This is a genomic window from Achromobacter insolitus (genome assembly GCF_002209555.1).
GTDB lineage: Bacteria > Pseudomonadota > Gammaproteobacteria > Burkholderiales > Burkholderiaceae_B > Achromobacter > Achromobacter insolitus.
Window position 1 is genome coordinate 193074 of record NZ_NJIF01000001.1, and the last position, 21091, is coordinate 214164.

General features: G+C 65.2%; 21 protein-coding genes. 4 read left to right on the plus strand and 17 right to left on the minus strand.

Translation table 11 applies throughout. From position 1 onward, the window contains the following. Window positions 1-71 precede the first annotated feature (71 nt). On the plus strand, window positions 72-1049 hold the full coding sequence (locus CEY08_RS00915) for a bile acid:sodium symporter family protein (RefSeq protein WP_042792622.1): 978 nt from the start codon (window positions 72-74) through the stop codon (window positions 1047-1049). A 64-nt stretch (window positions 1050-1113) separates the two neighbouring features. Here CEY08_RS00915 and CEY08_RS00920 read toward each other — a convergent pair whose 3' ends face one another. From CEY08_RS00920 to CEY08_RS00975, 12 genes are all read right to left on the minus strand, one after another. Continuing rightward, window positions 1114-2496 carry a replicative DNA helicase gene (locus CEY08_RS00920; RefSeq protein ID WP_042792621.1) on the minus strand — a complete coding sequence of 461 codons (1383 nt, stop codon included), beginning with the start codon at window positions 2494-2496 and terminating at the stop codon, window positions 1114-1116. Then, window positions 2493-3332 carry an RIO1 family regulatory kinase/ATPase domain-containing protein gene (locus CEY08_RS00925; RefSeq protein ID WP_063641664.1) on the minus strand — a complete coding sequence of 280 codons (840 nt, stop codon included), beginning with the start codon at window positions 3330-3332 and terminating at the stop codon, window positions 2493-2495. The genes CEY08_RS00920 and CEY08_RS00925 overlap by 4 nt, the downstream gene beginning before the upstream one ends. Window positions 3333-3458: 126 nt before the next feature. After that, window positions 3459-3914, minus strand: coding sequence for a 50S ribosomal protein L9 (gene rplI / locus CEY08_RS00930; protein WP_042792619.1), 456 nt, complete (start codon window positions 3912-3914; stop codon window positions 3459-3461). Window positions 3915-3928: 14 nt separating this feature from the next. Beyond that, complete coding sequence (rpsR, locus tag CEY08_RS00935; RefSeq protein WP_006218308.1) at window positions 3929-4201, minus strand: 30S ribosomal protein S18; 273 nt, start codon at window positions 4199-4201, stop codon at window positions 3929-3931. 109 nt (window positions 4202-4310) lie between these two features. Then, a complete protein-coding gene (gene priB / locus CEY08_RS00940; protein WP_042792618.1) occupies window positions 4311-4634 on the minus strand; it encodes a primosomal replication protein N in 324 nt (107 codons plus the stop codon). A gap of 51 nt (window positions 4635-4685) precedes the next feature. Then, a complete protein-coding gene (gene rpsF / locus CEY08_RS00945; RefSeq protein ID WP_006393715.1) occupies window positions 4686-5060 on the minus strand; it encodes a 30S ribosomal protein S6 in 375 nt (124 codons plus the stop codon). Window positions 5061-5270: 210 nt separating this feature from the next. Continuing rightward, window positions 5271-6194, minus strand: a complete 924-nt coding sequence (locus CEY08_RS00950; RefSeq protein WP_042792617.1) for a DUF817 domain-containing protein — start codon at window positions 6192-6194, stop codon at window positions 5271-5273. 7 nt (window positions 6195-6201) lie between these two features. After that, entirely contained in the window at window positions 6202-6999 is a 798-nt protein-coding gene (gene folE2, locus CEY08_RS00955) for a GTP cyclohydrolase FolE2 (RefSeq protein ID WP_063641665.1), read from the minus strand. 192 nt (window positions 7000-7191) lie between these two features. Further along, window positions 7192-9054 (minus strand): 1-deoxy-D-xylulose-5-phosphate synthase, encoded by a 1863-nt coding sequence (gene dxs / locus CEY08_RS00960; protein WP_042792615.1) that lies wholly within the window; start codon window positions 9052-9054, stop codon window positions 7192-7194. 53 nt (window positions 9055-9107) lie between these two features. Further along, window positions 9108-10019: a polyprenyl synthetase family protein gene (locus CEY08_RS00965; protein ID WP_042792614.1), complete on the minus strand. Its 912-nt coding sequence runs from the start codon at window positions 10017-10019 to the stop codon at window positions 9108-9110. A gap of 7 nt (window positions 10020-10026) precedes the next feature. After that, a complete protein-coding gene (locus CEY08_RS00970) occupies window positions 10027-10293 on the minus strand; it encodes an exodeoxyribonuclease VII small subunit (protein ID WP_042792612.1) in 267 nt (88 codons plus the stop codon). Window positions 10294-10385: 92 nt separating this feature from the next. Next, the gene (locus CEY08_RS00975) at window positions 10386-11240 is read right to left on the minus strand and encodes an IclR family transcriptional regulator (protein WP_042792611.1); all 855 of its coding nucleotides are present in this window, start codon (window positions 11238-11240) and stop codon (window positions 10386-10388) included. A 154-nt stretch (window positions 11241-11394) separates the two neighbouring features. Between CEY08_RS00975 and CEY08_RS00980 the strand changes: the two genes are divergently transcribed. The 3 genes from CEY08_RS00980 (at window position 11395) to CEY08_RS00990 (ending at window position 14970) form a co-directional block, all read left to right on the plus strand. After that, on the plus strand, window positions 11395-12363 hold the full coding sequence (locus CEY08_RS00980; RefSeq protein WP_063641667.1) for a Bug family tripartite tricarboxylate transporter substrate binding protein: 969 nt from the start codon (window positions 11395-11397) through the stop codon (window positions 12361-12363). 204 nt (window positions 12364-12567) lie between these two features. Further along, complete coding sequence (locus tag CEY08_RS00985) at window positions 12568-13578, plus strand: acyltransferase (protein WP_042792609.1); 1011 nt, start codon at window positions 12568-12570, stop codon at window positions 13576-13578. A gap of 243 nt (window positions 13579-13821) precedes the next feature. Beyond that, window positions 13822-14970 (plus strand): aromatic ring-hydroxylating oxygenase subunit alpha, encoded by a 1149-nt coding sequence (locus CEY08_RS00990; protein ID WP_063641668.1) that lies wholly within the window; start codon window positions 13822-13824, stop codon window positions 14968-14970. A gap of 73 nt (window positions 14971-15043) precedes the next feature. Here the strand turns inward: CEY08_RS00990 and CEY08_RS00995 are convergent, their stop codons facing one another. The 5 genes from CEY08_RS00995 to CEY08_RS01015 all read right to left on the minus strand — a co-directional run bounded on the left by CEY08_RS00995 (window position 15044) and on the right by CEY08_RS01015 (window position 21072). Beyond that, window positions 15044-16174, minus strand: coding sequence for a TIGR03364 family FAD-dependent oxidoreductase (locus tag CEY08_RS00995; RefSeq protein WP_076815622.1), 1131 nt, complete (start codon window positions 16172-16174; stop codon window positions 15044-15046). Window positions 16175-16262: 88 nt separating this feature from the next. Beyond that, window positions 16263-17285, minus strand: a complete 1023-nt coding sequence (locus CEY08_RS01000; RefSeq protein ID WP_042792606.1) for a putative 2-aminoethylphosphonate ABC transporter substrate-binding protein — start codon at window positions 17283-17285, stop codon at window positions 16263-16265. A gap of 98 nt (window positions 17286-17383) precedes the next feature. Continuing rightward, window positions 17384-18205, minus strand: coding sequence for a phosphonoacetaldehyde hydrolase (gene phnX / locus CEY08_RS01005; RefSeq protein ID WP_076815624.1), 822 nt, complete (start codon window positions 18203-18205; stop codon window positions 17384-17386). Window positions 18206-18230: 25 nt separating this feature from the next. Continuing rightward, complete coding sequence (locus CEY08_RS01010) at window positions 18231-19991, minus strand: putative 2-aminoethylphosphonate ABC transporter permease subunit (RefSeq protein ID WP_088607559.1); 1761 nt, start codon at window positions 19989-19991, stop codon at window positions 18231-18233. Between the two features lie 7 nt (window positions 19992-19998). Then, complete coding sequence (locus tag CEY08_RS01015) at window positions 19999-21072, minus strand: putative 2-aminoethylphosphonate ABC transporter ATP-binding protein (RefSeq protein WP_063641671.1); 1074 nt, start codon at window positions 21070-21072, stop codon at window positions 19999-20001. Between the last annotated feature and the right edge of the window lie 19 nt (window positions 21073-21091).

Genomic DNA, 21091 nt, shown 5'->3' on the forward strand with positions numbered 1-21091 from the left:
TCTCCGGGACTACAATACGCCCCGTTTACGGCGCCCACGGCGCTTTTCGTTCGCCCTCCCCCCCGTCCCCCATGTCACGCCTTGCTCGTCTTCTTCCCGATCGCTTCACCCTCTACCTGATCTGCACCGTCATCATTGCCAGCATCGTGCCTGCCCACGGCCAGGGCGTGGTCGTATTCGGCTGGATCACCAACATCGCGGTCGGCCTGCTTTTCTTCCTGCACGGCGCGCGCCTGTCGCGCGAGGCCATCATCGCCGGCCTGACGCACTGGAAGCTGCATCTCACGATCTTTTCCGCGACCTTCCTGATGTTCCCGCTGCTGGGCCTGGCGCTCAAGCCGGTGCTGGAGCCACTGGTCACGCCGGAGCTTTATCTGGGGATCCTGTTCCTGTGCTGCCTGCCCGCCACGGTGCAGTCGGCCATTGCCTTTACCTCGATGGCGCGCGGCAACGTGCCTGCCGCCGTGTGCAGCGCCTCCGCCTCCAGTCTGCTGGGCATCTTCATCACGCCGCTCCTGGTGGGTACGGTGGTCGCCAATGCCGGCAGCGCGCCGATTTCGTTCGACGCCGTCGGCAAGATCATGCTGCAACTGCTGCTGCCCTTTGTGCTGGGCCAGTTCGCCCGCCGCTGGATCGGCGCCTGGGTACACAAGCGCAAGGCCATGCTGAAGTTCGTTGACCAGGGTTCCATCCTGCTGGTCGTCTACACCGCTTTTTCGGAAGCCATCAACGAAGGCCTGTGGAGCTCGACTCCGATTCCCGCGCTGGCCGGCCTGGTGGTAGCTTGCGCCGTCATCCTGGCGCTGGCGCTGGGCCTGTCGGCATTGGCCGGCAGAATGCTGGGGTTCAATGTCGAAGACCGCATCACGCTGCTGTTCTGCGGATCGAAGAAGAGCCTGGCCAGCGGCATTCCAATGGCCCAGGTACTGTTTGCCGGCCATGCGGTCGGCGCAATCGTCCTGCCTCTGATGCTGTTCCACCAGATCCAGCTGATGGTGTGCGGGGTGTTGGCGGCGCGCTTCGGCAAACGCCCCGAAGCACAGGCCTGAAGCTCCTTCCTGGCCAAGAAAAAACCGCGCCCGGGCGCGGTTTTTTTCTTGGGGCGGGAACGGCTCAGTACATATCGCGCGGCTGCGCGCCCGAGAAGTTCAAGAAGCGAGTGCTGGAGCCCTGGAAGGTCAGGCGCACGGTGCCGATGGGACCGTTACGCTGCTTGCCGATGATGATCTCGGCGGTGCCCTTGTCCGGCGAATCCGGGTTGTAGACCTCGTCGCGATAGATGAACAGGATCACGTCCGCGTCCTGTTCAATAGCGCCGGATTCGCGCAGGTCGCTCATCACGGGACGCTTGTTGGGGCGCTGTTCCAGGCTTCGATTCAGCTGCGACAGCGCGATCAAGGGGCAATTGAGCTCTTTGGCCAGGCCCTTGAGCGAGCGGCTGATTTCCGACACTTCGGTTGCCCGGTTTTCGCCGGAACCATTGCCGGACATGAGCTGCAGGTAGTCGATGATGATCAGGCCGAGCTGACCGCACTGGCGCGCCAGGCGGCGGGCACGGGCCCGCACTTCCATCGGACTGAGCGCCGGCGATTCGTCAATGTACACCTGCGCATCCTGCATCAGCTGCACCGCGTGGGTCACGCGCGGCCAGTCCTCGGCGATCAGCTTGCCGGTACGCATGCGATGCTGATCCAGCAGGCCGACCGAACCCAGCATACGCATGGCCAGCTGGACAGCGCCCATTTCCATGGAGAACACCGCCACCGGCAGCCCCTCCTCGATGGCGACGTGCTCGCCGATGTTCATCGAGAACGAGGTCTTGCCCATCGACGGGCGGCCGGCCACGATGATCAAGTCGCCGCCCTGCATGCCCGAGGTCATCTTGTCCAGGTCCGTGAAACCGGTGGGCACGCCGGTCACGTCGGAGGTGCTTTCACGGTGATAGAGCTCGTCGATGCGCTCCACCACCTGCGTCAGCAGCGGCTGGATTTCCTGGAAGCCCGCGGCGCCGCGCGCGCCTTCCTGGGCAATCTGGAAAACCTTGGACTCGGCCTCGTCCAATAGCTGGCGGGCTTCCTTGCCCTGCGGGCTCATGGCGGCCGAGGATATCTCGTCGGCAATCGCGACCAGCTTGCGCAGCATGGCGCGCTCGCGCACGATTTCGCCATACCGGCGGATGTTGGCGGCCGACGGGGTGTTGTGGGCCAGCGCGTTCAGATAGGCCAGGCCGCCGGCATCCTCGGCCTTGCCGGCGCTGACCAGCGATTCGTGTACGGTGATGACGTCGGCTGGGCGCGCCAGCCCGATCAGCCGGGCGATATGGTGCCAAATCAGCCGGTGATCATGCCGGTAGAAGTCCTCTTCGACCAGCACGTCGGCAATGCGGTCCCAGGCTGCGTTGTCCAGCAGCAGGCCGCCCAGCACCGATTGCTCCGCCTCGATGGAATGGGGGGGAACGCGCAAGTATTCGAGCTGGGAGTCGGCAGGTGTGTTCATGACTTCAATAGTAACGGCTGCAGGATATCCGCGACGCGGAAGAATCCCTGGATATCGCGCGAGGGCAGACGGCCCAGCACCACGCGCAGGGGCGCCGCGATGCCGCAGAGCACGCGCGCCAGGCGCGTCAGGCGGGCTCGGACCTCGGCATCGGGATTGCTTTCGAAATAGACTTCGAGCGCCAGTTTACCCAGCGTACGGGCTACGTCGTCGGGCAATTTACGCAAAGACACCAGAGAGGCCAGCATCTGGAACAGGTCATACGCCTGGGCCAGCGGGCGCGACAGGGTCGAACCGATGTTCTCTTCGAAATCGATGCGCCAGAGTTCTCCATCCTGCAGCGTGATGTTGCGGATTTGCGCGCCGCCGTGCCACAGGCCGCGGGCATGGAAGGCAGCAAGATCGGCCGCGGCCGCGCGCGCCAGCCACAGACGGGACGTCGTGTCCTCGTTGCGGATCAGGTCCGCCAGGTCCTCGCCCACGTACTCCAGCACCAGCAGCCCTTGCTCCTGCCACCAGACTTCGGGCACACGGCAGCCCGCCTTCAGCAGTTGCGCGAGGCGTTGCGACTCGTGCGCCAACCCATTGCGCAACAACACGCCCGGTCGCGGAAACTCGCCCAGGAAAATCTTGCACCCCACCCCCAGGAACAGGGCGCGCACATAGCGCAGCGCATAGCTCACTCCCCGGCCGATGCTGGGCCGCCGCCGCTTGATGATGCAGCGCACGCCATCGATCGTCACATCCCGCACTGAAGGTTCACGCGACGCATCCACGCTGTCCAGCCAGGCTCGCAGACCGGGTGGCGCGTTATGGTGAACGGGGGGCTGAGTCAAGACGTCCTCTGGGAAATGCGGCGCAGGGCCTGAGTCGCGGAGTCCGAAGACTACACGCAATACGCGAAGGGCAAAAAGAAAAAAAGCCGGCGCGCGGGCCGGCTTCTTTTTACTGCAGGTACCGGCTTAGGACAGTTCGCCTTCGACCAGGACCGTCACGTCGACCAGAACGTCGGCGTGCAGGGCAACCTGGATCGGGAACTCGCCGATCGACTTCAGTTGGCCGTTGGGCAGGCGGACTTGCGCCTTTTCGACGGCTTCGAAGCCAGCCTTGCGCAGGCCTTCAGCGATGTCGGCGTTGGTGACCGAACCGAACAGACGGCCATCGACACCAGCCTTCTGAACGATCTTCAGCTGGAAGCCGGCAACGCGCTCGCCCAGAGCTTGGGCGGCGGCCAGCTTTTCAGCCTGGGCCTTTTCCAGTTCGGCGCGGCGCGCTTCGAATTCCTTCAGGGCGGCGTCGGTTGCACGACGGGCCTTGCGCTGGGGGATCAGGAAGTTGCGGGCGTAGCCATCACGCACGCGAACGACTTCACCGAGGTTACCCAGGTTGACGACTTTTTCGAGCAGAATAACTTGCATTTCAGTGCCCCGGATTAGTTGTGGTTGTCGGTGTAAGGCAACAGGGCCAGGAAGCGCGCGCGCTTGATGGCGGTGTCCAGCTGGCGCTGGTAGATTGCCTTGGTGCCGGTCAGACGAGCCGGGATGATCTTGCCGTTTTCTTGCACGAAGTCGCGCAGGGTGTCCAGATCCTTGTAGTCGATCTCTTCCACGCCGGCAGCGGTGAAGCGGCAGAACTTACGACGCTTGAAGAGCGGGTTCTGCTGCGTGAATTTGCGTTTTTCCTTGCGTTTTCCGAAGAAAGCCATGATATGTGCCTCTTTGTTTGAGGGGGCTGGTTTTACCCTTGATGGGCCCTGACCCCCATAACCTATCCGTATTCAGAAGGCGCTCATCGCGCCCTTTGCCCAATTCCCTTCAAGCCACCAGCGGATCGCGTCCTGCGCTGCCGCTGACCTTGCGTGCCTGCTGCAAATGCAGCTTGACCTTTACGGAATCCTTGCGGGTGGGAGCCAAAAACCCCTGCACCAGCAATTCGGACCCCAAGGCCGTGTCCTTCAGCAGCAACGCCAGGTCGCCCAGTGCCACGGCCGCGATAGTCAGTTCGACGCGGCGCGGGTGGCCAGCTTCGATGACTTCCGACTCGTGCGCCAGCACCATTTCCAGTGCGGGCAATCCGGCGGGAGTGTGGCGCAGAGGCTCGCATTCGAGAACGCGGGCGCTGAGTTCCAGCTTGTTCATCCTGCCAGGCACCAAGGGGACTTCATGGGATGGGCTCTGCGTGAGCCCTGCTTACTCGGCCTGAGCCGCGACCGCTTCCGCCGAAGCCTTGCGGGCTTCTTCGCGCTCGACCGACTTCATCATGATCGAGGGCGTGGTCTGGGCTTTCTTGGTCTTGATGACCAGGTGGCGCAGAACGGCGTCGTTGTAGCGGAACGAGTGTTCCAGCTCATCCAGCGTGGCTTGGCCGCACTCGATGTTCAGGCAGACGTAGTGAGCCTTGACGAGCTTCTGGATCGGGTAGGCCAGTTGACGGCGACCCCAGTCTTCCAGGCGGTGAACCGAGCCGCCTTGGCCCGTGACCAGCGCTTGGTAACGCTCGACCATGGCGGGCACTTGCTCGCTTTGGTCGGGGTGAACGATAAACACCACTTCGTAGTGACGCATGAGTAAAACTCCTTGAGGATGTCTCGCCGGCCGACCGTCTTGCACCCGCGCTTTCCATCAGGGGTGGATTTGCATCATTGATTTGCATCATTAATGCATCGTAGACGTGGCCCGCAAGGGGCAGCCCGCTACCCAAAAACCATGGGCGGTCGAGCAAGAAAGCTCTCGATTATCACCGATTGAGCGGCCAGGTGCAAGCCGAAAAGGGCTTCAGGGAATAAGGGACAGGCCGTTTCCACCGTCCCGGCCTGCCGGCCGCGGCAAATCGGCAACATCGATTTCCTGCGGACGGTTGACCACGCTGACCATTACATAGCTGATGATCATCAGCAAGAACCAAGAGCCCAGCTTGGCAATGGACACCAGCTCCCAGCCCTGCGACTGGTTGGGATAGCGCCACGCATTGGCGAAGGTGCCGATGTTCTCGGCGAACCAGATGAACAGGGCCACCAGCACGAAGCCCAACAGCAGAGGCATGCGGCGGTAGACGCGCCAGATCCGAAAGTACACCCAGGTGCGCGCGAACAGGACGGCGGTCAGCGCGAACAGGACCCACCGGAAATCCATGACGTAGTGATGCGCGAAGAAATTCACGTAGATCAGCACGGAAAGCACCACCGTGGCCGCCACGCGAGGGTGGGCGCGGAAGCGGAAGTCGAACAGGCGCCAGACCCGCGCCAGGTAGCTGCCCACCGCCGCATACATGAAGCCCGTAAAAAGGGGCACGCCGCCGATGCGCAGCATGCTGGCCTCGGGATAGAGCCACGAGCCGGCGGCCGTCTTGAACACTTCCATGCCGGTGCCCACCACATGAAACAGCAGGATCACGCGGGCTTCGCTCCAGGTTTCCATGCGCAGCGCCAGGAGCAAGGCCTGTATGCCCAGCGCCGCCAGCGTCAGGAAGTCATAGCGGGCCAGCCAGGCGTCCTTGGGATACCACCAGTGGGTGCCCAGCAGCAGCGCGCACATCAGGCCGCCGAACAGGCAAGCCCAGGCCTGCTTCACGCCGAAACGAAAGAACTCGTAGAGCGCGACGCCAAAACGGCCGCGGCTGGCCAGATTGCTGGCCAGCCGCGATTCCCAATCCTGCAGCCCCGCGATGAGCGGCCAGTCATTGGCCGCCGGATGGCTCACGGCAAGCTCAACCTTCGACGACGGCGTAGGCCGAGTGGTTGTGAATGGATTCAAAGTTCTCGGCTTCCACGCGATAGCGGGCGATGCCGGGATGCGCGTTCAGGCGGGCAGCCACGTCGCGGACCAGGTCCTCGACAAACTTGGGGTTGTCGTAGGCGCGCTCGGTGACGTACTTTTCGTCCGGGCGCTTGAGCAGGCCCCACAGCTCGCAGGAGCCCTCTTCTTCGATCAGGCGGATGACGCCGTCCATGCCGATGTCGGCGTTCAGGATGGCGGACACCGTAACGTGTGAGCGCTGGTTGTGCGCACCGTACTCGGAGATGGCCTTGGAGCAGGGACAGAGGCTGGTGACGGGCACCTGCACGATGAGTTCGAACTCGACCTCGTCGCCGTGGGCGCGGGCGATCCACTGCACTTCGTAGTCCAGCAGGCTTTGCACGCCGGAAATCGGGGCAGACTTGTTGATGAAGTACGGGAAGGCGGCGGTGATGTCACCGCGCTCGGCGTGAAGCAGCGGCAGCATGTCGGCAGCCATGGCGCGGAACAGGGTCGGCGTCATGGGAATGCTGCGGTACTTTTCCAGCAAGGCCACGAAGCGGGACATGTGCGTCCCCTTTTCTTCGGGCGGCAGCGCCACGGTCAGCGTCCAATTGGCCACGGTGCCCTGGGGCGAGCCGTCGCCGCTTTCAATCAACATGGGGTGGCGCACGCCACGGATGCCCACGCGCTGGATCGGGATGTGCCGCGTGTCCGCCGAGCTCTGGACGTCGGGCATCACGATGGCGGGGTCGATCGGAGAATTCATTTCGGCTTACCTGTCTAGGCGGTCAGTCGCGAATACGCACGGCCTAGGAATCTGATGAGAGGGGGCCATTATCGCCCATAGTCCGCCAACCGCCAGGGAAAACCCTTCTATTCGTAGGTTAGCGGGGCCGGAACAGTGTGTTTCATTCCCGCGGCGCCGGACCAGGCCCGGCACCGCGGGATGGGACCGGAATCAGCCCAGCAGGTCGGCATAGCGGGCGCGGATCGAACGCTCGATGCCGGCGGCATCCAGGCCGATACCCGCCCACAGGGCGGACTGCTCGCCATGATCGATGAATTCGTCGGGCAGGCCCAACTGCAGCACCGGGATCGCGACGCCGGCCGCGCTCAGCGTCTCCAGCACGGCACTGCCCGCCCCGCCCATGATGGAGGCGTCTTCCAGCGTAACCAGCGCGTCGTGGCGGCTGGCAAGGTCCAGGATCAGCTCCCGGTCGATGGGTTTCACGAAGCGCATGTCGGCCACCGTGGCGTCGAGCTGGGCGGCGGCGCCAAGCGCTGCCTGGACCAGGGTGCCAAAGCCCAGGATAGCGATCTTGCGGCCTTCGCGGCGCACCACGCCGCGGCCGAGTTCGACCGTGCCCAGGCCTGCCTCTTCGGCCGCGCCGCAACCCGCACCGCGCGGATAGCGCACCGATGCCGGACCGGGAAACTGATAACAGGTCGACAGGAGCAGCCGCGTTTCGTTTTCGTCCGAAGGCGTGGCCACGACCATGTTGGGTACGCAGCGCAGGAAGGCGATGTCGTAGTTGCCGGCATGGGTGGCGCCGTCCGCCCCTACCAGACCGGCACGATCCAACGCGAAAGTCACGTCCAGGTTCTGCAAGGCCACGTCATGGATGAACTGGTCGTAACCGCGCTGCATGAAGGTAGAGTAGATCGCGACCACCGGTTTCTGGCCTTCGCAGGCGATGCCGGCGGCAAAGGTCACGGCGTGCTGCTCGGCGATGCCCACGTCGAAATAGCGTTGCGGAAAGCGTTTTTCGAATTCCACCAGCCCACTGCCTTCACGCATGGCGGGCGTAATGGCGACCAGGCGCGAATCCTGTTCGGCCATGTCGCACAGCCACTGGCCGAACACCTGCGTAAAACTGCGCTTGCCCGGCGCCTTCGATTGCTGGATACCGACCGCCGGATCGAACTTGCCGGGCCCGTGATACAGCACCGGGTCAGCCTCGGCCAGCTTGTAGCCCTGGCCCTTGCGGGTCACGACATGCAGGAACTGCAGGCCTTCCAGCGCCTTGAGATTCTGCAGGGTGGGCACCAGCGCGTCCAGGTCGTGTCCGTCTATCGGGCCGACGTAGTTGAAGCCGAATTCCTCGAACAGCGTGGCCGGCGTGACCATGCCCTTGGCGTGTTCCTCGAAGCGGCGCGCCAATTCCAGCACCGGCGGCACGTGCTGCAACACCGCCCGCCCCACATTCTTGGCGGCCGCGTAGAAGCGGCCCGACATCAGGCGCGCCAGATAACGGTTCAGCGCCCCCACCGGCGGCGAGATCGACATGTCGTTGTCGTTCAGGATCACCAGCAGGTTGATATTGGGAGTGACGCCGGCATTGTTCATGGCTTCGAAGGCCATGCCCGCGGACATCGCGCCGTCGCCGATGACGGCGATGTGCTGGCGCTGCACGCCGGCATTGCGCGACGCCACCGCCATGCCCAGCGCAGCCGAGATCGATGTGGACGAATGCGCGGTGCCGAAGGCGTCATATTCGGACTCGCTGCGTTTGGGAAAGCCGGAAATCCCGCCTTGCTGGCGCAACTTGGCCATGCCGGCGCGACGCCCCGTCAGGATCTTGTGCGGGTAGGACTGGTGGCCCACGTCCCAGACGATACGGTCATGCGGCGTGTCGAATACCTGATGCAGGGCCAGCGTGAGTTCGACGGTGCCCAGGTTGGACGACAGGTGCCCGCCCGTTTTGGATACCGACTCCAGCACGAAGCCGCGCAGCTCGTCCGCCAGTTTCTTCAGCTCGCGGCGATCCAGGCGCTTGAGGTCAGCCGGGGATTGAATGCGGTCCAGTAAATCTGTCGTCATGCTTTTATGTGGTTCGTTGGCCCGGCCTGCCTCCAGCCCGGGCTGGTCCCGGTTCAGCGGTCTCGTAGGACGATGAAGTCGGCCAGTTCAGCCAGGCGCGATCCAGCCTCGCCCAGCGGAGCCAGGGCGGCCAGCGCGTCCTCTCGCAGTTCCTGGGCAAACGCGCGCGCGCCGTCCAGCCCCAGAAGCGATACATACGTGGGCTTGTTCTCGGCGGCGTCCTTGCCGGGCGTCTTGCCCAGGCTGGCGCTATCCGCGGTCACGTCCAGGATGTCGTCGACGACCTGGAAAGCCAGCCCCACCGCCTGCGCATAGGCGTCCAGCGCCTGGCGCGAGGCGGAGCTTGCGCCCGCCACGATGCCGCCCAACGCCACGCTGCACGCCAGCATGGCGCCCGTCTTCATGCTGTGCATGGTTTGCAGTTCGTCGCGCGACAGCGCGTGGCCGACGCTGAACAGGTCGATGGCCTGCCCGCCCGCCATGCCCTGGCTGCCCGCGGCGCGCGCCAGTGACTGGGTCGCCTGCACGATCAGGGCCGGCGCGATCGGCATCGAGGCGAGCAGATCGAAGGCCAGTGGCTGCAGCGCGTCGCCGGCCAGCATGGCAGTGGCTTCGTCGAATTGCACGTGGGTAGTGGGCCGCCCGCGGCGCAGCGTGTCGTCGTCCATGCAGGGCAGATCGTCGTGCACCAGCGAATAGGCGTGGATCAGTTCCACCGCGGCCGCGGCGCGGTCCAGCGATGCCTGCACAGCCAGCACGCTGCCGCTGACGGGACATGCCTGCCCCGCGGCGTAGACCAGCGCGGCGCGCACCCGCTTGCCGCCGCCGAGCACGGCGTAACGCATGGCTTCGTGCAACCGGGAGGGCAACGCGTCAGCCGGGGGCAAGAGATCGTCCAGAACGTCCTCGACGTGCTGCACGCGGCCCTGCAACCATTCCGGGAAGGCGAGTTGAATTTGCTTCATCGGGTTCTTATTCGTCATCCAGCGCCGCCGGGTCCAGCGGACGCAGCAAGTCGCCCTCCAGGACCTTGACCTGCTGTTCGGCCTGCGCCAAGCGTTCCTGGCAGACCCGCGTGAGCGCCACGCCGCGCCGGTAGGCGGCAAGCGACTGCTCAAGGGGCAACGAGCCGTCTTCCATGGCCGCTACCAGCGATTCGAGTTCGGCCAACGCCGTTTCGAAATCCTGGGGCATGGGACGGTCATCGATCTGCGGATCGGCTTGTGAAGGCTTGGCCAAACGGGTCTCCGAGGGCGCTAGGGGTGGATCAATCCGTGAATTGTACGAGATACCCGCAAGAGCGTCGGGCTTGCCGCCATGCGCCGCGCGTCTCAGCTCGCGGCGCCCGCCAACCCCACGATGGCGGCTCGCAACAAGGGCGCCACGCGCGTGCGCAGGTCCGCCTCCGGCAACAGGCTTGCGGGTCCGCCACAGCTCATGACGAAGACCCCTTCGCCGGTGATGGACGAGAACGGCACGGCGACGGCGTTGATCCCCGACTGCCATTCGCCGATCGCGTAGCAGCAGCCCGTATCGCGCAGTTCCGCGCGGGCGCGCTCGATGGCCTCTGCGTCCGGCGCCGCCTCGCCCAGGCGGGTCAGCGCGTCGGCGCAAGCCTGGGGCGGCAGGCTGGCCAGATAGGCCCGGCCCATGGCGCTGTCCAGGCTGGCGCGATAACCGACCGGCAAACGCAGGTACAGCGCCGAAGAGCCGTGGATGGCTTCGACGTAGGTCATGGCGTCGCCGTCGAAGGCACCGAGCGCCACTGCGCCGCCGGTAGCCCGCGCCAGCTCGGTCATTGAGGCCTTGGCCAGCTCCCTCACCTCCAGCCCCGCCAGCAGGCCGAAACCCAGGGCCAGGACGCCGTAGCCGGGCGAATACTTGCCGGTGTCCGGGTGATAGCGCAGGTAGCCCAATTCGGTAAGGGTGTAGGTAATACGACTGATCGTGGGCTTGGGCAAGCCGGTCAGGCGCGCCAGGTCCAGGTTGCCCAGAGCCGCCACGCCATGGCGGAAGCAGCGCAGCACATCGAGTCCGCGCGCCAGCGCTGTAATGAAGTCGGGGGAGTTGGCGCCCTCGCCCGAGCCGGCAACACGCTTACGGCGCGCGGGCAGGCTGAGCTCGACCTTGCCGTCCGGTTTGGCGGCGGGATGCGCGATGCGCTTGGAGTCAGAAAAAGATTGCATTTCTATTCGCTTCGTTTTTATAGTTTATTTCGAATAACAAAATTAAATTTCATTTAACGGAATTTAAAGCAAGGCACGAGACCTGGCAAGCGTTGCCCGCAACGCCAAGCCCGGCCCGACCCTCCACTCATGCACGCGATTTCAAGGGGAAAACATGATTCGCACTAGCTTCAAATTGCTGGCCACCCTGTTGCTCAGCGCGGCGGCCCTGGGCGCCCAGGCCGAGACCTATCCGGCCCGCCCGATCAAGGTCGTCTCGCCCTTCCCGGCCGGCGGCGCCACCGACGTGCTGACCCGGATACTGGCCGAACGCATGGCCAAGACGCTGGGCCAGCCCATGATCGTCGAGAACAAGGCGGGCGCAGGCACCTCGATCGGGGCGGCCTTTGTTTCGCGGGAAGCGCCGGACGGCTACACCATCCTGATGGCGACCAACTCCACCCTGGTCACGAACCGCTATCTATACAAGGAACTGCCCTACGACCCCGACGGCTTCGCCCGCATCGGCATGGTCGGCGTGGGGCCGCTGGTGCTGCTGTCCAGCCCCAAGCGGCCGTTCAACAGCACCCAGGACGTGGTGGCCTACGCCAAGCAGAACCCGGGCAAGCTGACCTTCGCCACCTTCGGCCCCGGCACGTCCTCGCACCTGGCGGGCGAACTCTTCAAGGAGCGCGCCGGCATCGACATCCTGCACGTGCCGTTCAAGGGCGCGACCCAGGCCCTGCCGGCCCTGGTCAGCGGCGACGTGGACCTGTTCTTCGACATGGTGGCCACGGGCATGCCGCAGGCCGATGCCGGCAAGGTCAAGGTCTTCGCCATTACCAGCCCCGGGCGCCTGCCCACGCAGCCGAAGCTGGCGACGCTTGCCGAACAAGGTTATCCGGCCTTCGACATGACCGCCTGGTTCAGCTTCGTGGCCCCCAAGGGTACCCCCGCCCCGGTCATGGAAAAACTGCAGCAAGCGCTTGTCGAAACGCTGCAGGACGAAACGATCAAAAAGCGCATGCTGGACATGGGCATCGATCCGCGCTCGGGCACGGCGGCCGAACTGGACAAGCAGATCCAGACCGAACAGCCCATCGTGGCGCAGCTGATCAAGCAGGCCAATATCGTTTTGCAATGACAATGCCGGCCGTTTCGTGACAAAACGTTGGCGGGCCCCGGCCCGTCGACGAATGCGCCGAGCCGCAAGGCTCCCGCCGGCAGCGGCCCCAGTGGCCCCTGCCGGTTTTTCGTGCGCAGCCGATATGCCCTCTAACCCCTGGATACAGAACCGGGGCGCTCCCCGCTGCTATGGTGAAAAGGCAAACACCGCAACGGGAGCCCGATGCCGTACATCGAAGAGAAATATGCGCGCCTGGACGCCGCCCGCTGGCTGGCGGCGGTGGCCGTCGTGCTGCTGCACAGCGCGGCCATGATCGTCAGCAACCCCGCCGTCTACGGTGGCGGAGCCTGGCTGGCCGCCAACCTGTACGACTCGGCGGCGCGTTGGTGCGTGCCTGTGTTCGTCATGGTCAGCGGCGCCCTGCTGCTGGATCCCGACAAGCCGCAAGATGCGCGCCAGTTCTACAGCCGGCGCATGGCTCGAATCTGCGCGCCGCTGCTGTTCTGGACGTTCTTCTACCTGGCGTGGCGCACGGCGCTGGATTGGTGGGACGACGGCCGCATCGATTTTTCGTTCTGGCCGCGCAAGCTGGTACAAGGCGAGCCCTACTATCACTTGTGGTACCTGTACATGATCGTGGGCCTGTATCTGTTCGCGCCGCTGGTCCGGATCCTGTATGCGCGCAGCACGCCGCGCGCCCGCGCGCTGTGGGTGGTGGGCATCCTGGGGGTGGCGATCCTGGACGCACTGTACCGTCGCGCTTTGGGCGCGCCCGCGGGCTTTTTCCTGACCTGGTTCCTGCCCTACCTGGGCTACTTCGTGGCGGGCCGCCTGATCTTCGACGGCCAGATGCGCATCCCGCGTCCCGGTCTGATGCTGGCAGCCAGCGTCGCGGCCACCGCGCTGGGCGTCTATGCGATGTCCAGCAATCGCGCACTCGACACCTACTTCTACGACTACTTCAGCCTCACCGTGCCGTTCATGTCGCTGGCCGCGTTCCAGTGGATCGTCTCGTCGCCGCGCTTGCCGCGGATGGCCTCGCTGGCCCCGCTGACTTTCGGCATCTACCTGATCCATCCATTGTTCCTGGACGTGGCGCGCCGCGCCGGCGCGCTTACCGGCGCGCGCGCGGACGCCTGGACGCTGCCCTTGCAGGCCGCAGTCGTGTTCGCGCTGTCGGCGGCCAGCTGCTGGCTGCTGAGGCGGCATCCCGCGACGCGCAGATTCGTCTGAAAGGCCTACATCTTCAAGGGGTTATGCCGCGCACCGCATGGTTAAGCCGGCTTCGGCATAACTTCACCAAGCTTCGCAGTTCTTCACGGGCGCAGGGTAAGGGCTTGGGGTACAATTCACGGCTTACTTGATCGGCCAGACACCGATTTTTCTTCGCGCCAGCACGGAACGCAGCCAGCGGATTTCAAAGCCGCCCGGCAAAAGCTCCTCCGTCCTGGCTTTTTTATCCGAGCGGGGGGAATCATGACCGACATCGGTCGGATGGCACATGTAGTGCCAGCTCGCACCCAGCTACCCGTCAGCGCGTATTTTGACGAAGCCCTCTTTGCCCGCGAGCAAGAACTCATTTTCAAGCAATCCTCACAATACGTCGGCCACCAGAAAGTGGTGCCCGAAATTGGGGATTGGCGTACGTTGGTTCAGGAAGACGGAGGGCGCGTGCTGGTTCGCAACCAGCAAGGCGTCGAACTCATCTCAAATGTCTGCCGCCACCGTCAGGCATTGATGCTTGGCGGCGAGGCCGGCAATGTGGCCGGCAACTGCAATACGCATGGCAATCTGAAGGCAACCGGCGGCAATATTGTCTGCCCCTTGCATCGCTGGACGTACAACAACCAGGGCGAGTTGTTGGGCGCGCCCCAGTTCGCCACCACGCCCTGCATGAACCTGCAGAAGTTCCGCCTGCGTGACTGCCATGGCCTGCTGTTCGAAGGCCCGCGCGATCCGGCCTCCGACATGGCGCCGCTGTTCTCGCGTCCGGAATTCGACTTCGGCGATTACGTGCTGGATCACGTCGAAGTGCACCAGTGCAACTACAACTGGAAGACCTTCATCGAGGTCTACCTCGAGGACTATCACGTCGGTCCGTTCCATCCGGGCCTGGGCCGATTCGTCACCTGCGACGACCTGAGCTGGGAATTCAACGACTGGTACAGCCTGCAGAAGGTCGGCGTGCACAACGCCCTGGCGCAGCCGGGCTCCGACGTGTACAAGCAATGGCATGACCGCCTGCTGGCGTTCCGCGAAGGCGATGCGCCCGATTTCGGCGCGGTCTGGGTCACGTACTTCCCGACCCACATGATCGAGCTGTATCCGCACGTGCTGGTGCTCTCCACGCTGTATCCGAAGGGTCCCCAGGAAACGGTGAACGTGGTCGAGTTCTACTACCCCGAGGAAATCGCCGCCTTCGAGCGCGAATTCGTCGAGGCCCAGCGCGCCGCCTACATGGAAACGGCGATCGAAGACGATGAGATCGCCGAACGCATGGACGCGGGCCGCAAGGCGCTGATGCTGCGAGGCGTGAACGAAACCGGACCGTACCAGTCGCCCATGGAAGACGGCATGCAGCACTTCCACGAATGGTATCGCCGTATCATGCAGGAACGCGTCTGAAGCCCGCTTCGACGCCGCTCCCATGCAAAAGGCCTCGCGTACGCGAGGCCTTTTCTTTTTCCAACTGCCGGAATCAGCGACCCAGCACGCCCGCGACCGTGCGCTCGCCGATGGCCAGGCCCACCGTCATGCCCACACCCGAGTGCATCACCGCCACCGTCATGGCGGCATCGACCGGCATGACCGAGAACGGCGCCGGGCCGTGCGCGCCATAGACTCCCTGCCAGCGCTCCAGCACCCGCAAGCGCGCGTCCAGGGCCTGGGTCGCCAGGTCCAGCATGGCATTGTCGACCGCCTCGTCATTGAACGGCGGCGCGTCCTGGCCATAGCGGTGCGAATCGCCGATGATCAATTCGCCATAGGGAGTGGGACTGATCAGCAGGTGGATGCCGTTTTCCAGCAGCATGGGCGTTCGCGCCTGGATCAGGTCGCGCAGCGCCAGCGCCGACGGCAGGTCGGAGAACGCGCCGTAGTGCACGCAGGACAGGCCGGTCAACAAGGGTCGGTCCAGCGCGAAAGGTTGAGTCTCGAATGCCGCGCGCAACATCTGCAGGCGCGTGACCTCCAGATTCATCGGCGCAAAGCGCTCCGGCAGCAGCGTCAGGTAGTCATGCCCGGGGCAGACGAACACGTGGCTGCCCTTGAATTCGCCCGCCGAGGTGCACACCAATCCGCCTTCGACGGCCCGAGCCAGCGTGCCGGTGATGAACTCCACGCCCAGCGACTCCGCCAGATAGCGCGTAATGGCCGGCAGCGCCTCGCGCGAGTAGATCTGCAGGTCGTCATGGCCTTGCAGGGCCGCGCAATGATGCGCCAATCGACCGCCATACAGCCCGGCCACCTCGCGGCCCGAGAGCAGTTCGGCGCGATACCCTTCCTGGCGCATGCGCGTCTCGGCGAACTCTTGCAGCACGTCCGCCTCGTTGGCATTGCGCGCCAGCACCAGGGCGCCATTGGCGCGCACATGAAAGCCCGCGCGGTCCGCCAGTTCCAGCCACAGCTCACGCGCCTGCTGGGCGTGAGACAGCATCATGCCGGGAGCTTGGCCCGTCACGATGACCTGGCCGAAGTTGCGAATGGTGGCGCCGTGAGCCTGGCGGCTGCGTTCGATGACGGCCACCGAGAGGCCGCGCTTGGCGGCGGCCCAGGCGTGGGCGATGCCCAGCATGCCGGCGCCCACCACGACTACGTCGAAATTTTTCATCTGTGGAACAGTGCAAGAGGAATGCGTTGAGGCTGCCCTCGCGGGTGCCCCGAGGCGCGGCGGCCGACGCCGCCGCGGTCAAACAGCCTTACTTCTTCTTCGGCTCGGACTTGCCGTCGTAGCGCTTGGTCCACTCGGCGATGATGCGGTCGCGATTGGTCGCGGCCCAGGTGAAGTCGTTCTTGATCATGCGTTGCATCAGGTCGGCCGGCAGGTTCGGATTGGACGTGGCGATCGACGGGATGGCCAGCACGGCAAAGTTGGCCTTGTACAGTTCATTGGCCTCGCGGCTGGCGGAGAAGTCGGCCAGCTTGCGCGCGGCTTCTAGATGCTTGGTGCCCTTCATGATGGCGGTGGCTTCCACTTCCCAGCCCAGGCCTTCCGAGGGGAACACGGCTTCGACGGGCGCGCCGTCGGCCTTCAGCTTGGCGGCGCGGTAATCGAACGACACGCCGATCGGGAACTCGCCCGCGGCGGCCATGTTGCAGGGCTTGGAACCCGAGTGCGTGTACGAGCCGATGTTCTTGTGCAGGGCGTCCATGTAGGCCCAGCCCTTTTCTTCACCGAAGATCTGCAGCCAGGCGCTGACGTCCAGGAAGCCCGTGCCCGACGAAGCCGGATTCGGCATCACGATCTTGCCCGCGTACACAGGCTTGGTCAGGTCCTGCCACGAAGTGGGCTTGGGCAGCTTCTGCTTTTCGGCTTCGATGGTGTTGAAGCAGATGGCGGCGGCGAAGCCGTCCATGCCGACCCAGGTGGGTTCGGCCTTGGCGTCGCGCATATTGGCGGCGATCTGGTCCAGGCCCTTGGGAGCGTAGGGCTGCAGCATGCCTTCCTTGTCCATCAGGCCCAGCGAGGTGCCGGCCAGGCCCCAGATCGCGTCGGCCTTGGGGTTGTTCTTCTCGGCCAGCAGCTTGGCCGTAATGATGCCGGTGGAATCGCGCACCCACTGGATCTTGATGTCGGGATTGGCCTTCTCGAACGCGGCCTGATAGGCCTTGATCTGGTCGGCTTCGAGCGCGGTGTAGACCGTCAGGGTGGTCTCGGCGGAGGCGGCGCCCATCACGCCCGTCAGGGCGGCGGCCAGTGCAAGCAGCTTGTAGCGATTCATGAAGTGACTCCGTGGGTAAGCGGAAAAAAGGCTGAGGGAGGCCCCCGGGGCGGGTCGGAACCGGCCCCGGCAAGCGGTGCAATCAGGGAGAAGAACGGTTAGGGACGCTGGCCCGCGGACAGGCGGGATTCGATGTCGGCGATCACGGCGGGCAGGTCGGCAACGGTGTCGATCAGGTAATGCGGCGCGACGGGCGACAGTTCCTGGCTGGCGGCGGTGCGCGCTTGCTGGCGACCCGCTTCGTCCAGGCTCAGGTATTCCTCCAGCGTCAGGCCGGCGGCGTTGCCCGACAGCAGCAGGCCCACCGTCCACATGCCGGCGCGGCGCCCTTCCTCGATGCCGGGCGCGGTGTCGTCGACCTTGACGCAGGCGGCCACGTCGGTGATACCCAGCTCGATCACATTCTTCAGGGCCATCGCGGGGGCCGGGCGCGCGCGCGGCACGTCGTCGCTGGCGACGATGCAATCGGGCTCCAGCCCTTCGGAGGCGGCGCGCTCGACCACGCGGCGCATGACGCTGGCGGGATAGCCCGAGCACGAGCCGATCTTCAGGCCACGCTGGCGCAGGGCGCGCAGCAGCTCGGCCGCTCCGGGTATCGCCGCGGAGTATTGCGCGACCTTTTCCAGCTGCATCGGCAGGAAGCGCTCGTAGATGGCGGTCACATCGTCATCGCCAGGCAAGCGGCCGAACTGCGCCTGGTACTGGCTGGCGATCACGGGATCGTTGCAGAGCGTGCGGATGTGGTCCCACTTGCCCATGCCCATCGGGCCTCGCGCCTGGGCCAGCGACATTTCCACGCCGAACTGCGAGAACGCATCCACGAACACCTTGGTGGGCGCAAAGGAGCCGAAGTCGACCAGCGTGCCGGCCCAGTCGAAGATCACCGCTTCCAGGCGGACGGGCAAAGGCGAAACAGTCATGAGAGTCATCCTTCAATAAATTCGTTCAATGGGCCACGGGGCGGCGCCAGGCCTGGCTGCGCGCCACCAGCGCGCGGCTTGCCAGGTGCAGGACCAAGGCGGCGACGGCCGAACTGGCCATGATCACGGTGCACATGGCGGCGGCAGGGCCGATGAAGCCGGCGTCGTCCATGTTCAGCACCGCGACCGCGGCCAAGACCGTCGAAGGGCTGTACAGGAACACTACCGCGGAGACCGTCGTCATGGCGGAAACAAATAGATAGCGGGCCACATCCAGCGCGGCGGGCAGGCACATCGGCAGCGTCACGCGCAGGAAGGTCGTCAGGCGCGGCACCTTCAGCGAGGCGGAGGCAGCTTCGAACTCGGGGTCCAGCGCGTTGAGCGCCGTGGCCGCCGTGAGATGCGCACTGGTGTAGAAATGGACGATGGTGCACAGGACCAGCAGCGGCATGGTGCCGTACAGAACGTTCAGCGGGTTCGACAGGCTATTGAAGAAGAAGATATAGCCCAGGCCCAGCACCAGGCCCGGCACGGCCATGGGCATCAGCGCCAACATGCCGACCATGCCGCGCAGGCCCCGCGTGACCGAGCTGCGGGCCGGCACCTTTTCCATCATCCAGGCGCCCGTGAAAACCACGGCCGTGCCGGCCAGCGCGGTGCAGAACGCCAGTTTCAGGCTATTGCGCCAGGCCAGCCACCCGCCGCCGTCCATATTGTCGAAGTCATACGAACGCAGCGACATCGACAAGTTGTAGGGCCACATCTTCACGAACGAGGCCCACACCGCCACACCGATAATCAGCAGCAGGAATGCCGCCAGCACGCCGGCCAGCGCCAGGAAGGCAGCATCGCGGCGGCGGTGGACGCCTGCGGCATAGGGCTGGGCCCGGCCGCTCATCTGGGCGCCCTGGCGGGCGCGCAACCGCCGGTCCAGGGCGAAGGTCAGGATCGCGGGAAGCAGCAACAGGATGCCGATGGCAGCACCCTTGGGGAAGTTCTGCTGGCCGACCACGGCCTTGTAGGCCTCCATCGCCAACACGTTGTAATCGCCGCCAACCACCTTGGGCACGCCGAAGTCCGTCACGGTCAGCGTGAATACCACGCAGCAGGCCGAAAACACGGCATAGCGGGTACCCGGCAGCGTCACGGTCAGGAAAGTTCGCCAAGGGCCTGCGCCCATGGCGCGCGCCGCATCGTAGAGGCGGCCGTCGGCCAGGGCCAGGCCGGTCAACAGGATCATGAGCGCGTGCGGAAAGGTGTAGAACGCCTCGCCCACGACAATGCCCCAGAAACCGTAGATGGTCGCGCCGCCGGTCAGGCCCTTGAGCAGGCCCTGGTTGCCCAGCAGATACACCAGCGCGATGCCCGGCAGCAGGGACGGCGCCAGCAAAGGCAGCAAGGCGATGGTGCGCAGCAGCCCCTTGCCCGGCAGGCGCGTGCGCGTCAGGCCGTAGGCGAATCCGTAGGCGCACGGCACGACGAGCAGCGTGGTCACGACGCCCACCGCCAGGCTGCGCCCGACCATGCTCATGAATCCGTCGCCGCCGATGATGCCCGCAAGTACCGACAGGCCAGCCCAGGCGCCATCGCTGTCCGTCACGGACTTGATCAGGATCGCGGCCAGCGGCAGCGCCAGGAACAGCAGCAGGCCCAGCGCCAGGGCGCCCTGCCCCGCACTCAGGCCGCAGGCGCCGATCCATGCCGGCAGCGGACGGCGGCCCAGCGCCGGCAGGGGCGCAGCGAAGCTGCCCGCAGCCGCGGGGCCCGGCTTGGAGGAATGGCTCATGGCGGGGTCAAGCGTAGGCGCGTATCGCATGGCGCGGCAGCTCCACCCAGCAGCGGCTGGCAGCGTGAGGGCCCAGCAGGGCGTCTCCAATTTCGGGGGGCACGATGGAATGCACCGTGCTGCCGGGCACGCCTTCCAGGCGGAGGGCCAGGCGGTAGCCACGGCCGAGGAACACGCCGTCCAGCACGTCGGCCAGCATAGCGTTGGCTTGGTCCGGACGCGCGGTGCTGACGCGCACCGCTTCCGGCCGCACGAACAACTTGCCGCTGGCGGCGCCCAGCGCCTCATCCACATCCAGCTCCTGCCGGCCCACGCGGGCACGGTGCGCATCGACGCGCTCGAACGGCAGCCAGTTCGCCTCGCCCACGAAATCGGCGATGAAGGCCGAGCCGGGCTGGCGATAGAGTTCTCGGGGCGTGCCGTATTGCTCGATGATTCCGCCATTCATCACGGCGATCCGATCGGCCATCACCATGGCCTCTTCCTGGTCGTGCGTGACCATCAGCGTGGTGATGGACAGGCGCTTCTGCAAGGCCCGCAGTTCGATGCGCAGATGCTCGCGCACGCGGGCGTCCAGGGCCGACATGGGTTCGTCCAGCAACAGCAGGGAGGGCGACGGCGCCAACGCGCGCGCCAGGGCCACGCGCTGCTGCTGCCCGCCCGAGATCTGTCCCGGATACTTTCCAGCCGCGCCGGCCAGCCCGACCAGCGTCAGCATTTCCTCGACGCGGTTGGCGACGTGGTTGCGATGCGCGCGCTTGCCGCTCAGGCCGTAGGCCACGTTCTGGGCCACGGTCAGGTTGGGGAACAGCGCATAGGACTGGAACAGGATGCCGTAGTCGCGCGCCTGCGGTTCGGCGTGCGAGATATCGCGGCCGGACAGCACGATCGTGCCGCTGTCCTGGCGTTCCAGGCCCGCGATGGCGCGCAGCAAGGTGGTCTTGCCGCAGCCCGAGGGACCCAGCAGGCACACCAGTTCCCCGGCACGGATGTCGAGCGAGACGTCCGACAGCGCGGTATGGCTGCCGAAGCGCTTCACAAGATGCCTGACAGAGAGAAATGCGGTATCGCGTTCGGCCATGGGGCCTCCGGTTTGGGAA